The sequence below is a fragment of the Butyrivibrio sp. M55 genome, from assembly GCF_900116865.1.
Taxonomy (GTDB): domain Bacteria; phylum Bacillota; class Clostridia; order Lachnospirales; family Lachnospiraceae; genus Butyrivibrio.
In genome coordinates this window covers 15629-30709 of record NZ_FPCD01000001.1, presented here as the reverse complement: position 1 = coordinate 30709, position 15081 = coordinate 15629, and the positions used below count along the sequence as shown (strand labels likewise).

Genomic DNA, 15081 nt, shown 5'->3' with positions numbered 1-15081 from the left:
AATAAATAAAACATCAGAAGTCTTTCTTATCACGCATACGCTCAATAGCATCCATTGCAAGGCGGCTACGCTCACACTCAGATGCAGACAGAGAAATCTGCCAGCAGAAGGGACTTCCCTTCATATGCTCACTTGCGTAAGATAAACCGTTTGTTCTCTCATCAAGAAACGGCCTGTCAATCTGGTTAGGATCGCCAAGAAGAATTATCTTGGTGTCTTTACCTGCTCTTGTAATAATACCTTTGGCCTGAGTAGGCGTCATGTTCTGTGCCTCATCAATAATAAGGAACGTTTTTAGAATGGAACGTCCTCTTATAAAGTTCAAAGCCTCACACTGAATGATGCCTCGCTCAAAGACTTCGTCTGTTTTGTCAGTCAGTTCTTTTTCATCCTTATAGCGTTCTTCCTCGTTGGAATCAATGAGCTGTTCCAGATTGTCGATTATGGGACGCATAAGCGGTGAAATCTTCTCCTGCTCGTCTCCGGGCAAAAAGCCTATATCATCATCAAACTGCGAATTTGGTCTGCACACAAGAATCCTTCTGTACTCGCCCGTTGGTCTGTTGAGCATCTTCTCAAGCCCGACTGCAAGAGAGTAGAAAGTCTTGGCAGTTCCCGCCATTCCTTTGACAATAACAAGCGGTGCAACCTCAGCAGGCTGCATAAGTGCCTCCTGAAGGAAATACTGACCTGCATTTCTTGGCTTAACGCCATAGGGCTGACTCTTTTCATAATCAAGCTTTTTGATAAAGCCCTTTGAGACTCTGCCCATCTGAGTTTTGTTATTGGACTGATCTGCTCTTACAACAACAAACTCATTCTCATAGAGCTCCGGTGTGAACTGCTTGCCGTCTGCATCGCAACAATAAACCTTATCGACCGGAATGCCCTTTTTCTTGAACTCTTTAAAAGCATCCTCGGGAGCGTACACATCTACACGTCCGCTGTACTGCTCACCACCTCCCGCAACCTGCTCAGTTGTAAAGTCCTCAGACCTCATATCGAGTATCTGAGCCTTAATCCTCATGAGAATGTCCTTGGTTACAAGAATTACCTGCTCTTTCCTACTTTCCGAAAGCCCTTTACATACTTTCAGAATTCGGTTGTCGGATTTGTGCTCCGACAGATCCTTGGGAAGCTCCACATCCTTGAAGTTCTTTTCAACTCTCAGAACTCCACCGTTATCGAGCTTAACCCCTGCAACAAGATCGCCTTTACCCCGAATCTGCTCGAGGATCTTGATTGCCTCTCGTACATTAGCTCCTCTCTCGCCCTCGTCACGCTTGTGGGCGTCAAGTTCTTCTAAGACTACCAGCGGAAGAACGACCTCGTTATCCTCAAAGCACTTCAAGGCGTGTGGTGCCTGAATCAAAACATTGGTGTCCAGTACGTAGATCTTCTTCATACGGAGCCCTCCCCATATTTTATTTTTGATACACCTTTATTATACCACATATTGTGTTACAGAAACAGGGAGTGTACAAGCAGTAGAAATTACAGTTCAGCGGCTCTTGCAAGCGCATCATCAATGTGAGGTCTGAAATTCTCACGTCCCACAAGATCTACAAAGCCATCCTTTTCCATAGTGCTCATAGGCTGCTCATTTACGTGTGAGAATACAAGAGTTACATTGTTCTTCTTGCATCTGTTGTAAAGTTCTTCAAAAGAGTGCATAGCTGTCGCATCGATAGCCGGAACACCTCTCATACGAATAACAAGAACTCTTGTGAATTCCTTAAATCCGATAGCCGCAATCTGCTCAGCATCACCGAAGAACATAGGTCCGCTTATCTCGTACACACGAACATGCTTAGGAATATCTCTAAGACCTGTTCCGTCCGGATCATCCTCGGGATCATAGTACTTCCAGCCTTTGACCCTTGACTCTTCGCTCATTCTCTTCATAAAGAGAACGCAGGCCGCAACCATACCGATCTCAATAGCAACAACAAGGTCAAATACGATTGTAAGAACAAAAGTCATTACAAGAACAAGGATGTCGCTCTTTGGCGCTGTCTTACACAAATGTACGAAAGTTCTCCACTGGCACATATTATATGCAACCATGAAAAGAATTGCCGCAATTGTCGGCATAGGAATAAGTGCCGCAAAAGGCATAAGAACAACAAGTACAAGAACAAGGCATATTGAGTGGATCATACCTGCAATAGGAGTTCTTCCACCGTTCTTGATATTTGCAGCGGTACGTGCGATAGCACCTGTAGCAGGGATTCCGCCGAATAAAGCAGAACCGATATTACCTACACCCTGTGCAACAAGTTCCATGTTTGATCTGTGCTTGGAATCAATCATGCTGTCTGCGACAACACAGGACAAAAGAGATTCGATAGCTGCAAGGATTGCGATGGTAAAGCCATCTCCTGCAACTTCCCTAAGTGTCTTATAGCTGAAAGCCGGAAATCTGAGTGCAGGGAGCTGTCCCTTTATCTCATAAAGATCGCCGATAGTATTAACATTCATATTAAGGAGTTTAACCATAAGGATACCGACAATAACCGCAATGAGCGATCCGGGTATCTTCTTATTTATCTTAGGCCAGACAATCTGGATAACAAGACATATTACGCCGACAATAAGAGCGCTGTAATTTATCGTAGAAATATTCTTTCCGATTGCTTCAAGCTTCTCTACTGTCTCAACTGTTGTAGTTCCTGCCGGATAAGTAAGGCCTAAAAAGTCCTTAATCTGGCCGACAAAGATAGTTACAGCAATACCTGCCGTAAATCCTGTAGTGATGGTATAAGGAATAAATTTGATAAGTGATCCGAGTTTGAATACACCCATTAAAACAAGAATAACACCTGCAAATATCGTAGCAAGCGCAAGTCCTTCCATTCCCTTACTTGCAACAATTCCTGCAACTATAGTCGCAAAAGCTGCAGTAGGTCCCGCAATCTGAACTCTGCTTCCACCAAGAAACGAGATGATAAATCCAGCTACTATCGCGGTATAGAGTCCCTCTTCAGGTCCCACACCCGATGCAAGCGCAAGCGCGATTGAGAGCGGAAGCGCAATAATCGCAACAATGATTCCCGAGATAAGATCCTGCGAGAACTGCTTGCCGTTATACCCTTTCAAAACAGTAAACAGCATGGGTTTTAGTCTTTCATTTTCCATAATAATCTCCCTTGATATTGTACTTTGAGCTTTGCACATGGGATTCTCACTAAACTCGCTTGCAGCTCGTTAAGTGTTCCCCCATGGTTCGCACTAAGTTCGAAAAGACCTCACTAAGTGCTCTACTCAAAAAAACGTCGCCCCGGAATACCGAGGCGGCGTTTCATATTATAACACGTATTCTATTACTTGTTAACTTTTGCGTGCATAAAGAACTTAAATCCAAGAGGACTTGAGTAGAATCCGCTTACACTGTCATCTACCATGTAGATATCTGTGTAGAAGTAGATAGGGCAGATGCATCCTGTTGACATAAGGAGATCTTCTGCTCTGTGCATAAGCTCATAACGAGTCTTTGTATCTGTGCTCTCTTTGATATCCTTAATTATAACATCATAAGTCTCAGCCCATGTTCCGTTCTCAACCTTTGTCTCATATCCAAGGTCTGTAAGGTCAATGCTGTATGCCTTAACATCAGCGTTAGCACCCTTACCGTACTGAACGTCGTTGTTACCTGATCCTGATGTCCACATATCAAGGAATGAAATAGGATCATTGTAATCACCGAGCCAACCGTGACGTGCTACATAGTAATCACCCTTTTTACGAGTCTCAACGCAAGTAGCAAACTCCTGGTTCTCAAGGTTCATTGTAATACCGATACCTGCAAGTGTAGACTGAACAGCTTCTGCGATAGCCTTGTGTCCTTCACTTGTGTTGTAGAGGTACATGATTGTAGGAACATCTGTGAACTTCTGTGTAGCTTCGTCAAATGTGTAATACTTCTTAAGTGTTGTGAGAGCCTTCTCCCAGTTTGCTTCATAAGCATCTTCTTTTACATCATAGTATCCAACATAGCTGGGATCGGGACCTGCGTTCTCATAGAACTGTGATCCGTCAGCATCTGTAAGACCCATAGCAACGAATGAAGAAGCGGGAACCTGTCCACCCTTTGCTACGTCATTTACGATGTAGTTTCTGTCGATAAGAAGAGCAAATGCATTACGGATTTCTTCCTCTGCTCTTGTCTTCTCAACGCCTGTAAGCTTGCTTGACTTAGGAAGGAGATTCTTGTTGATATTCCAGCAAATGAAATATGTTCCAAGCTGACCTTCTACCTTGAACTCTGTAGGATAGTTCTCTTTGAGGTTAGGGATTTCGTTTGTAGGAACATCATCGATGAACTCCCATGATCCGTTCTCAAAGTTAGCAAGCATGTTATTCTGATCATCAGAAAGATAGAAATTGATCTCATTAATTGTTATATCAGCTGCGTCAACATAATCATCTCTCTTAGTTACCTTGATAACTGAGTTGTGCTGCCAATCACTGATTGTGTAAGGTCCGTTGCAGATGTATCCGCTTGGTTCTGCAGCCCAGCTCTCGTTTGATACAACGTCCTCACGAACAGGCATGTATGCAGGGAAAGCAAGAAGCTCGTTCCAGTAAGGAACATCGTTCTTAAGTGTAACAACGATAGTCTTATCATCGGGTGCTTCAACTTTAAGTTTCTCATCACCCTTTGCATTGTCAGCCCACATCTCGTCGTAACCTACGATTACATCGAACATGTAGCAATAGTCAGCAGCAAGTTCTGTTCCTGCAGCACGGTTCCATGAATATACGAAATCTCCTGCTGTCAAGTCCTTACCATCTGACCACTTAAGGCCATCTCTAAGTTTGTATGTGTATGTAACAGTTCCGTCATCATTCTTAACGCCTTCTGTAAATCCTTCTATACAATCAGGCTGAAGCTCAGCTTTTCCGTTAGCATCAGCGCCCCACTTTGCAAGGCCTGAGAAAAGATGGCTGATTACTGTTGCGCCATCAACTGTAGAGTTGATTGCCGGATCGAGTGACTGAGGCTCTGAGCCGATACAAACATTGATAATACCTGAATTTTTTTCTTCAGCAGGCTTTGCTGCTGATGTTTCCTGCGCTGCTGAATCTGCAGCTGTCTGTGATCCCGCTTCATTTGCGGCATCAGATGATTTTCCGCAAGCAGCGAGGCTCAGTAACATGCTGGAAGCAAGAAGTACTGAGAGCAATTTCTTTTTCATAATTTTCCTCCTTCTGAATTATGAATGTAATATATCATTTAGTTGGCGTCTTCTACATGATGACACGCAACAAAGTGACCTTTGCTAACTTCCTTAAATTCAGGCATACTCTCTGCACAATCTGCTTTTGCATAAGGGCATCTGGTACGGAAAGGACATCCTGAAGGAGCATTGAGAGGACTTGGGATATCACCCGAAAGTACAATTCTCTGGTTTGCTCTTGCAATCTTAGGATCAGGAATAGGAACCGCGGAAAGAAGAGACTTACTGTATGGATGAAGCGGATGCAAGTAGATCTCATCAGCATCTGCAAGCTCAACCATCTTACCGAGGTACATAACCGCTATTCTGTCACTAATATGTCTTACAACCAAGAGGTCATGAGCGATAAACAAGTATGTAAGTCCAAGTTTATCCTGAAGCTCATCAAACATATTTATAACCTGTGCCTGGATTGAAACGTCCAGAGCGGATACAGGCTCATCGCAGACTATAAACTCAGGGTTTACGGAAAGAGATCTTGCAATACCAATTCTCTGTCTCTGTCCGCCTGAGAACTCATGCGCATATCTTGAAGCATGCTCACTGTTAAGACCTACATAGTTCATGAGCTCAAGAATACGCTCTCTTCTCTCTTCCTTTGTATCATAAAGCTTGTGAATGTCAAGAGGCTCTCCGATAATATCGGAAACAGTCATTCTGGGATTCAATGATGAATATGGATCCTGGAATACCATTGTTGCCTTTTTTCTGAATTCCTTGATATCACTCTTTGTCTTAATAAGCTTACCGTCGTACCAGATTTCTCCGGCTGTAGGCTTATATAAGTTTAATATTGTTCTTCCAACTGTAGTCTTACCGCATCCGGACTCACCTACGAGACCGAGTGTTTCACCCTTCTTTATTGTAAATGAAACATCATCAACGGCTTTTAAATACTTTGATTTAAAAAATCCTACATTAATATTAAAGTACTCTTTTAAATGTTTTATTTCAACGAGATTTTTTTCATTATTGATATTTTCGCTCACTGTGGTTCACCGCCTTCCATCTGCTTCTTAACATTCATCCAGCAACATGCTGCATGATCATCATTGATCTGCATACGTTCTGCTCTCTCACGAAGACAGATTTTCATAGCAGCGTCACATCTAGGTGCAAAAGGACATCCTTTAGGCATATTGAGAAGGTCAATAGGTGTACCTGTGATAGGCTCTAACTTTTTGCCTTCCTTTCCCTCTGTAGGGATTGAGCGAAGTAACCCTTTTGTATATTCATGGCGGGGATTGTAGAATATCTCATCTGCTGTACCCTGCTCACATATTGATCCTGCATACATTACAATAACTTCATCACACATCTGTGCAACAACACCAAGGTCATGTGTGATCATGATAATAGCCATTCCGAGCTCTTTCTGAAGTGACTTCATAAGATCAAGGATCTGAGCCTGAATTGTTACATCAAGAGCTGTTGTAGGCTCGTCAGCGATAAGAATGTCGGGTTCGCACGCAAGTGCCATAGCGATCATAACACGCTGTCTCATTCCGCCTGAAAACTCATACGGATACTGATTCATTCTCTTCTCAGGTTCGTTTACATTAACGAGCTTGAGCATCTCGATAGCACGCTCTTTAGCCTGCTCTCTGTTTCTGTCAGTATGGAGAAGAATTGCCTCCATAAGCTGATGACCGATTGTATATGTAGGGTTAAGTGATGTCATGGGATCCTGGAAAATAATTGAAACCTTATTTCCACGAACGGTCTTCATAACTTTCTCACCTGAACCAACAAGTTCCTGTCCGTCAAGCTTTATTGAGCCTGAAACAATTTTGCCGGCTCCTGCAAGAATCTGCATGATCGAATATGCCGTTACAGATTTTCCGGAACCTGACTCTCCTACTATTCCGAGGACTTTTCCTCTATCTAAATAAAATGATACGCCATTAACTGCCTTAACCTCTCCGGCGTCGGTAAAAAATGAGGTATGCAGATCTTTAACTTCTAATAAACTCATCTTTTAAAATCTCCACATAATATTGTCTACTGTAAAAAACTTTGTCACATCAAGTATCAAGCTTAGGATCGAACGCATCGCGAAGTCCGTCACCGAAAAGATTGAGAGACAAAACGATGAGTGAAATAACAAGCGCAGGGAATACCAATCTGTAAGGATATGAATTGATTCCGTTAAGCGCATCTGAAGCAAGTGATCCCAATGAAGGCATGGGAGCATTTACACCAAGTCCCAGGAATGAAAGATAGCTCTCTGTAAATATCGCACTGGGAATCTGAAGTGCTGTTGATATAATTATAACCGAAAAGCAGTTAGGAATGAGATGTTTTAAGATAATCCACTTTCCTTTTGCTCCGGCCGCCTGTGAAGCAAGTACATATTCCTGTTCTCTGAGAGACAAGATCTGTCCTCTGATAAGTCTTGCCATTGATACCCAGTAAAGTACACCAAAGACAAGGAACAAGCTTATGATGTTGGAACCAATCTTGGAAAGCACAGTTCCATCAAGTGCTCCCTCAAGAACAACCTTAAGTACCGATGAAAGAAGGATAACCATCAGCATGTCAGGAAGTGAATAAATAATATCGACAATTCTCATGATAATAAGGTCGACTTTGCCGCCGGCATAACCTGCCACAGCTCCGATAGTCATACCTATTATAAGAACGATGATACTTGCAAAAAATCCAACAGCAAGAGAAATACGTGTTCCGTAAACTACTCTTATGAAATAGTCACGTCCCTGAGCATCTGTTCCGAAAATGTGAGGAACAACGCTCTCTCCTTTTTCAATTCTCTTAAGCTCTGCCTTACCATATTCAAACGGTGCAAGATCGTTGAATGTGTTATCAACCGGCTTACCGGGAATAACTCCGAGAGCCTGATCGTATGAATAAGGCCAAAACATAGGAATGAAAATTGCTGCCAATGTAATTAATATTATTATAAAGAAACAAACAGTTGCGACCTTATTTTTAAGAAGTCTCTTAACGCTATCCTTAAAAAATGTTGATGAAGGGCGCATCTGCACCATATATTCTTTTTCTTCTTCGGTTGCAGGAATGAAATCATCCATATTAACCTGTGCGCTTAATATCTTATTATCCATGTCTGAAATATCTCCAATCATTCTAATGTAATACGAGGATCGACAATCTTATACATAATATCGCCGATAAGGTTCATTATTACGATAAGTGTAGCAAGTACGATCGTTGTTCCCATAACGAGCGGATAATCACGACCCGTGATGCTGTTTACGAAAGCTCTTCCGATTCCGGGAACAGCAAAGATCTGCTCTACTACAAGTGAACCTGTTACGATGTATGCAAGCATAGGTCCAAAATATGTGATGACTGGAATAAGCGAATTTTTCAGCGCATGTCCAAAGATTATCTTGACGCCCGAAACACCCTTGGCCTTAGCGGTTCTGATATAGTCCTGACCAAGAACTTCAAGCATTGACGATCTTGTAAGTCTTGTTATATAAGCCATCGGATAAAGCGACAACGTGATTATAGGAAGAATAAGTCCGTTCTTCTGTGCTCCGTTAGCCGGCAACCATCCAAGCTTTGTAGAAAATACAACAAGTAACAAAGAACCCATAATGAATGATGGCATTGATACAAATGCCGTTGTGATTACCATGATTATTCTGTCGATAATCTTGTTTCTTCTAAGAGCTGCTATAGCGCCGAATACAACACCAAAAGCAAGTGCAATGAATGCTGCTATAACACCGAGCTTGATAGAAGTTTTCATTCCATCAAAGATCATGTCTGTTACATAACGACCTCTGCTCTTAAGTGAAGGACCAAAATCTAATCTTGTGATGTCCTTAAGATAAGTAAAATATTGTTCGCTAAGAGGCTTATCCAAACCATACTTAGCTTCCATAGCCGCCTGAACCGCCGGGGTTACGGCTTTCTCTCCCACGAAGGGGCCACCGGGAACTGCATGCATTACAAAAAATGTAACTGTTATAACCACCCATACTGTAACAACTGCAAGCAAAATCCTCTTTAGAATGTACATCAGTGTCTTTGTGTTCATAATTCTCCAACCTGTCTCTCTAAAAATATAAATGTAAAAATTGTTATCAAGATGTTTCGTTCATAACATTAGCACTGCACCACGTTAAATCACAAAAAAAAATACAACGACATACTTGCCCGTACGCCATTGTATCGTTCTATCACCTTGATATACACGTATTTATGTAAATAATACGTGCAAGCAAAAATTATGATAAATAAATACCAAACTTATGTCAAGTAGATTGATTAAATTCGCTCAAAAGTATATGAAAGTGATTAATATATATCAACCATCTGTGACAAAAAAACATCTGTCCGCAATACACGGACAGATTTAACGTTTTTGTATTTATGTAAACTTGAAATTATGCGAAAAGCATCATAGATTTGCGCTCTTCGTCATCCTGCTGCTTCTTCTGAAGCGTTGTTTTGTAAGCATCCAGCGCCTGCTTTGTCTTAAGCTGCTGGTAAGCATCCACGCTGTTTTTCTCCTCTTTGTCCATCTGGAAACCATCAAGTTCCAATGCTGCATGAGAATTATATGAAAGAGAATACTCAACTCCGTTTGTCTTAGCTCCCGCTCCGGTCCTTGAATCCGAAAGCTTATCAAGAGCCTTGTCCACATCTTTAAGGTCAAAATCCTTGGTGACATCAAAGTCCTTTATACCAAGGGATTCAAGTGTCATATTGTAGCCTGATATAGTCTCGGATGATCCGTTTGCATCAGATGCAACCGTCATATCCTTAGCTGTTCCGTCTAATAGTTTCTTCTCGTTGTACGTGGTATTGTTTGCAATATCTTCAATACCTTTTTTGTACTGATCGATCTGATCCTGAATGGATTTCTTGTCACTGTCCGACATCGTTCCGTTCATTGCCTTTACAGACAATTCCCTGATCGACTGTAGATACCCGGTAACTTCTCCCATAGCACCGTCTTCGACCTTAAGTGCCGATCTGGCTGATGTGAGATTCTCAGAACCCGCTTCGAGTCCACCCACCTGCTGTTTGGTTCTCTCCTGCATTGCAAGTTCTGACGCCCCTTGAGCAGCCCTGACATAGGTTCCGCCATTAGCAATAACAGAGTATGACGAATAACCCGATCCGCTGACAGATGATACGCTACTCATATAAACCTCCTTTTATAAGTGCAAAAAAACAATTTCTTGAACATATAGTAGCATTATCGTAAAAAAAATCTATACAATTTCGATGACAAATTCGTAAAAATGAAACAGAATTACCGAAATTTCCAATTAAAATTGAAATAATGATTTCAAAAAAGATAAAAACCCCGATGGATACTGGCTTAGAAATTTTTTCAAAAAAAGTCGGATTTTTTCACTTTTTGAACACAATTTTAGTATATAGTTATTATTAAGTTAGTGATGTAAGTTTGCTCTAATCTGTAGAGCTAATCACTATCTCCCCCTCATAAGAAAATCGCAGGCACTCACGTCCCCCCGTGGGTGTTTTTGCGTGTTAGGGATATTTTTTATACAAATTAAAAAATTAGCTTGCGACCGGTTAAATAAACCGCCGCAAGCTCTTTTTCTTTTTACTGATCATTATTACTTATCGCCATATTTTTCATAAAGGTCTTTGAACTCGTTCATCTCTTCGGGTGAAAAATTCTTTGCCGCATATTCAACGAGTCCGGCCTGATCATTCTTATTCACGTATTCCATGACATCTGTCATAGTTTCGGCATCCATGTGCTCCGCAACTATCTCGCTCACCTTCTCTTTATCTTCTTCAGACATTGATTCCAGTGCTTCTTTTACCTTGGGATTCTTTCCCGCGATCTTCTCAACATTGTCATACATGATTTCAACTGCCTTATCTGCTGCTGCTTTCTTTGCCTTCTTAACAAGCTTCGGAAGCGCAACCTTGATAAACATCATCAAAACAAGGCAAACAACCATCAGTGTAAAGATAAACTTTCCGAAAACAAATTTGTTTCTGTCTCTCGGAATGTAAGTGTTTTTCTTTCCTCTTCCCATATCTTCTTTATTCCTGTCTATATCCCTGTAGCGATCGATATCTCCGACTTCTTTTCTATAGCTGCCGCGATTTCTGTATATACCAGGGTCTTCATCATCATAACGGTCTCTGTCATAATCATCATCCCTGTAACGATCCCTGCCATCGCCATCGTAGCCGTCTCTGTAATCATCCCTGTAATCGTCTCTGTCTCTGTAGCCGTCTCCGTCTCTATAGTCGTCGCGATAGTCATCTCTGTAATCGTCTCTGTCCCTATAGTCATCCCTGTCTCTATAGTCGTCGCGGTAATCATCTCTGTAGTCGTCGTCTCTATAGTCATCACGGTAGTCATCTCTGTATCTGTCGTCATCACGATATCTGTCGCTGAAATCATCGCTGTATTCATTGAATTCGTCTTCATATCGCTCTATTTCTCTATATTCATCGCCTCCTCCGTATCCGTCCCGGTCTCTGGGGATATGCGCATCTCTTCTGTTTAGATTATTTCCTGACATTTTTATTTTACTCCAATACTTATTTAATAATACGTTATATATCTTTTAGAGTTCTGACACAATTTGGCAACAGTTGGGCTGTATCATAAAAACTGTCAGAAGAACATACCTTCTGAACCCCCAACAATACTTTTTTTCATACACGGGTTGCCGGTTTCCCCACCAGCAACCCCTCCTCCCAAAAACAATGCGTCTTTCGGATTCGAAGGCGCTTTTTTATTTGATAGGAAATTCCCATCAAATAAAAAACGCTCTCCATTTGTGTGAGTTCTCTAAATTATGACTTAAATAATGTTGATAAAATCCCTCTTCCGAGGCTGGCACCAAGGTTTCCGCCGAGAGTCTTTCCGAATTTACCAAACTTCCCTCCGACAGTCTTGCCAACTTCTCTTCCGACCGTTCCAACTACTGAATTTCCTATTGTCTTAGCCGTCTGTTTTCTCTTTCTTTCAGCAGCGGCTTCTTCTTTTTCTTTCTTCTTTGCTGCTGCGGCATCCTCTTTTTCTTTTGCCTTCGCTGCTTCTGCTTCAGCCTTTAACTTGGCAGCTTCTTCCGCATCGGCGATTCCCTTACGCTCAAGGAACTCATACGCAGAATCGGGATCTTCGGGCTCATAATACTTGCTGTACAAAATGCTACCCTTGATCTCTTTTTCCCTGACTGAATCATCAATTCCGCCAAACTTACTCTGAGGAGGAAGAATCTTAACCCTCTCACACACAGTCGGCGTACCGTCTTCTGCAAGGAACGAACATATTGCTTCACCCGTTCCAAGCTCCTGAATCACGTCTTCCGTCTTAAACTCCGGATTCTCTCTAAAAGAATCGGCTGCTGCTTTGACCGCCTTCATATCAGCCGGCGTATATGCATGAAGCGCATGCTGGATCTTATTTCCAAGCTGTGCAAGAACACCGTCCGGAATATCCCTCGGGTTCTGCGTTACAAAATAGATACCGACTCCCTTGGAACGAATGAGCTTAACCACCTGCTCAATCTTATCCATCAGAGGCTTTGGCGTATCCGCAAACAGAAGGTGTGCCTCGTCAAAAAAGAACACCATCTTGGGCTTATCAAGGTCACCAACTTCGGGAAGCGTCTCAAAAAGCTCCGAAAGCATCCACAGAAGGAACGTCGCGTACAAAGTGCCGTTGTTTATAAGGCTTGTGCTATCCAGAATGTTGATCATTCCTTTGCCGTCGCTTCCTGTTGTGAACCAGTCCCTTATATTAAGTGCGGGTTCGAAAAAGAACTTGTCGCCCCCTGCAATCTCAAGCGATACCACCGCTCTTACGATAGCAGCCACGGAAACCTTACTGATATTTCCGTAGTCAGCCGCAAACTCCTTGTTATTATCGGAGATATAGTTGAGCATTGCCTTTAAGTCCTTGGTATCGATAAGCAGAAGGTTGTTGTCATCCGCAATCTTAAATGCAATCGAGAGAATATCTCTCTGAAGGTCGTTAAGCCCCAATATTCTGGCCAAAAGAAGCGGTCCCATCTCCGAGATTGTCGTCCTGAGCGGTATTCCTTTTTCTCCAAAAACATCCCAAAATGTCGCAGGATACTTCTGATATTTAAAGCCCGCTTCAGCAAGTCCAAATTTCTGGATTCTCTTTTGCATATCTTCAGAATCCGCGCCCTCGCACACCATTCCGGAAAGGTCGCCCTTAACATCTGCAAGAAATACGGGGACTCCCATGTCACTGAATGATTCCGCCAAAACTTTAAGCGTTACCGTTTTTCCCGTTCCCGTAGCACCGGCTACAAGTCCGTGCCTGTTAGCCATCTTGGGCAAAAGAAATACATTTTTTCCGTCTTCTGTGTTGGCGATCCAAATCTTTCCGTCTTTTAACATAGTCCCCTCCTCTTACATATTCAATTAATAGCAATTGGCCATTTTGGTTATTATAACACGATGGCACCTCAAGTCCAAATCCCTATTTCAAGCCTTCGGCTTCATGTTAACAAATGGAGCGGTATATCGTTTTTAATCTGATACATCGCTTGACACAAGAACGTTTGTTCTGTACTATTATCTCATGGTAGGAAAAGAAAGAACTTACATCTGCATAGATCTCAAATCTTTCTACGCATCGGTTGAATGCGCGGAAAGAGGCCTTGATGTTATGACAACCCGCCTTGTTGTGGCAGACCCCAAGCGTTCCGACAAGACGATATGTCTTGCCATATCACCGGCCATGAAAGCCCTCGGCGTCCACAACAGATGCCGTGTATTTGAGATACCCAAAAATATCGACTACATCATGGCTGTTCCCAGAATGCAGAAATACCTCGATTACTCCGCCGAAGTATACGCAATCTACCTTAAGTACATTTCCAAGGACGATATTCACGTCTACTCCGTCGACGAAGCGTTCATGGATGTCACGGAATACCTAAACCTCTACCATATGACCGCCAAGCAGCTCGGCCGGCAGATAATGGATGACATAGACAAAAACTTAAAAATCCGCGCCACTTGCGGAATCGGAAGCAACCTCTTTCTGGCCAAGATAGCTCTTGATATCACAGCCAAACACTCCCCCGATTTTATCGGAGAACTTGATGAAAAGAGCTTTCGCGAGACCTTGTGGGATCACAGACCGCTCACCGACTTCTGGCGCATCGGAAAAGGTATCGCAAACCGCCTTGCCACATACGGAATGCTCACAATGAGAGACATTGCAAACGGCGATGAGAATCTTCTCTACAAACTTTTTGGCGTAAATGCCGAACTCCTTATAGACCACGCGTGGGGGCGCGAGCCGGTTACGATAAGCGACATCAAAGCCTACAGCTCTTCTTCCCATTCCCTCAGCCAGGGGCAGGTCCTTATGAGCGATTACAGCTATGAAAAAGGACTTATCATAGCAAAAGAAATGATGGATGTGATGTGTCTTGATATGGTCGACAAAGGACTTGTCAGTAAATCCTTTTCCCTTATGGTCGGATATGCCAAAGGAACGCCGATTCCTTCAGCGAAAGGCACATTTTCGCTCGATACCGAGACCAATGCATCAATGCTTCTGATTCCCGGAATTGCCGACCTCTACAAACAGATTGTCAATCCACTGTATCTTGTCCGCAGAATGTACGTCGTTGCAAACAACGTCATTCCCGAAGAATATACTCAGTACTCCTTCTTCGTATCTCCCGCCGACCTCGAGCGCGACAGACGCATGCAAAAGGCAGTTCTTGAGATAAAGAATAAATTCGGTAAAAACGCAATATTAAAGGGACTTAACTTTGAAGAAGGCGCCACAACCAGAGACAGGAATAATCAGATTGGCGGCCACAAAGCGTAAGTTGAGGATTGAATCAAGTTTTCATCA

Annotated in this window: 11 protein-coding genes; 1 reads left to right on the top strand and 10 read right to left on the bottom strand. The window is 42.6% G+C overall.

The features are described from left to right. Positions 1-13 precede the first annotated feature (13 nt). The 10 genes from BM398_RS00140 to BM398_RS00095 all read right to left on the bottom strand — a co-directional run bounded on the left by BM398_RS00140 (position 14) and on the right by BM398_RS00095 (position 13604). Positions 14-1405, bottom strand: coding sequence for a PhoH family protein (locus tag BM398_RS00140; RefSeq protein ID WP_092335916.1), 1392 nt, complete (start codon positions 1403-1405; stop codon positions 14-16). Positions 1406-1494: 89 nt separating this feature from the next. Further along, positions 1495-3138, bottom strand: a complete 1644-nt coding sequence (locus tag BM398_RS00135) for a SulP family inorganic anion transporter (protein ID WP_092335915.1) — start codon at positions 3136-3138, stop codon at positions 1495-1497. Positions 3139-3323: 185 nt separating this feature from the next. Continuing rightward, entirely contained in the window at positions 3324-5198 is a 1875-nt protein-coding gene (locus BM398_RS00130; protein WP_092335914.1) for a peptide ABC transporter substrate-binding protein, read from the bottom strand. A gap of 38 nt (positions 5199-5236) precedes the next feature. Next, the gene (locus BM398_RS00125) at positions 5237-6229 is read right to left on the bottom strand and encodes an ABC transporter ATP-binding protein (protein WP_092335913.1); all 993 of its coding nucleotides are present in this window, start codon (positions 6227-6229) and stop codon (positions 5237-5239) included. Continuing rightward, positions 6226-7215, bottom strand: coding sequence for an ABC transporter ATP-binding protein (locus tag BM398_RS00120; protein ID WP_026666898.1), 990 nt, complete (start codon positions 7213-7215; stop codon positions 6226-6228). The genes BM398_RS00125 and BM398_RS00120 overlap by 4 nt, the downstream gene beginning before the upstream one ends. A gap of 49 nt (positions 7216-7264) precedes the next feature. Further along, positions 7265-8323, bottom strand: a complete 1059-nt coding sequence (locus BM398_RS00115; RefSeq protein WP_092335912.1) for an ABC transporter permease — start codon at positions 8321-8323, stop codon at positions 7265-7267. A gap of 17 nt (positions 8324-8340) precedes the next feature. Next, positions 8341-9267 (bottom strand): ABC transporter permease, encoded by a 927-nt coding sequence (locus BM398_RS00110; RefSeq protein ID WP_026654626.1) that lies wholly within the window; start codon positions 9265-9267, stop codon positions 8341-8343. Between the two features lie 349 nt (positions 9268-9616). Beyond that, entirely contained in the window at positions 9617-10381 is a 765-nt protein-coding gene (locus BM398_RS00105) for a flagellin (protein ID WP_092335911.1), read from the bottom strand. 441 nt (positions 10382-10822) lie between these two features. Next, on the bottom strand, positions 10823-11749 hold the full coding sequence (locus tag BM398_RS00100; RefSeq protein WP_092335910.1) for a hypothetical protein: 927 nt from the start codon (positions 11747-11749) through the stop codon (positions 10823-10825). A 277-nt stretch (positions 11750-12026) separates the two neighbouring features. Beyond that, positions 12027-13604, bottom strand: a complete 1578-nt coding sequence (locus BM398_RS00095) for a helicase HerA-like domain-containing protein (protein WP_092335909.1) — start codon at positions 13602-13604, stop codon at positions 12027-12029. A gap of 184 nt (positions 13605-13788) precedes the next feature. Here BM398_RS00095 and BM398_RS00090 point away from each other — a divergent pair, with 184 nt between their 5' ends. Then, the gene (locus tag BM398_RS00090; protein ID WP_092335908.1) at positions 13789-15054 is read left to right on the top strand and encodes a Y-family DNA polymerase; all 1266 of its coding nucleotides are present in this window, start codon (positions 13789-13791) and stop codon (positions 15052-15054) included. The last annotated feature ends 27 nt before the right edge of the window (positions 15055-15081 follow it).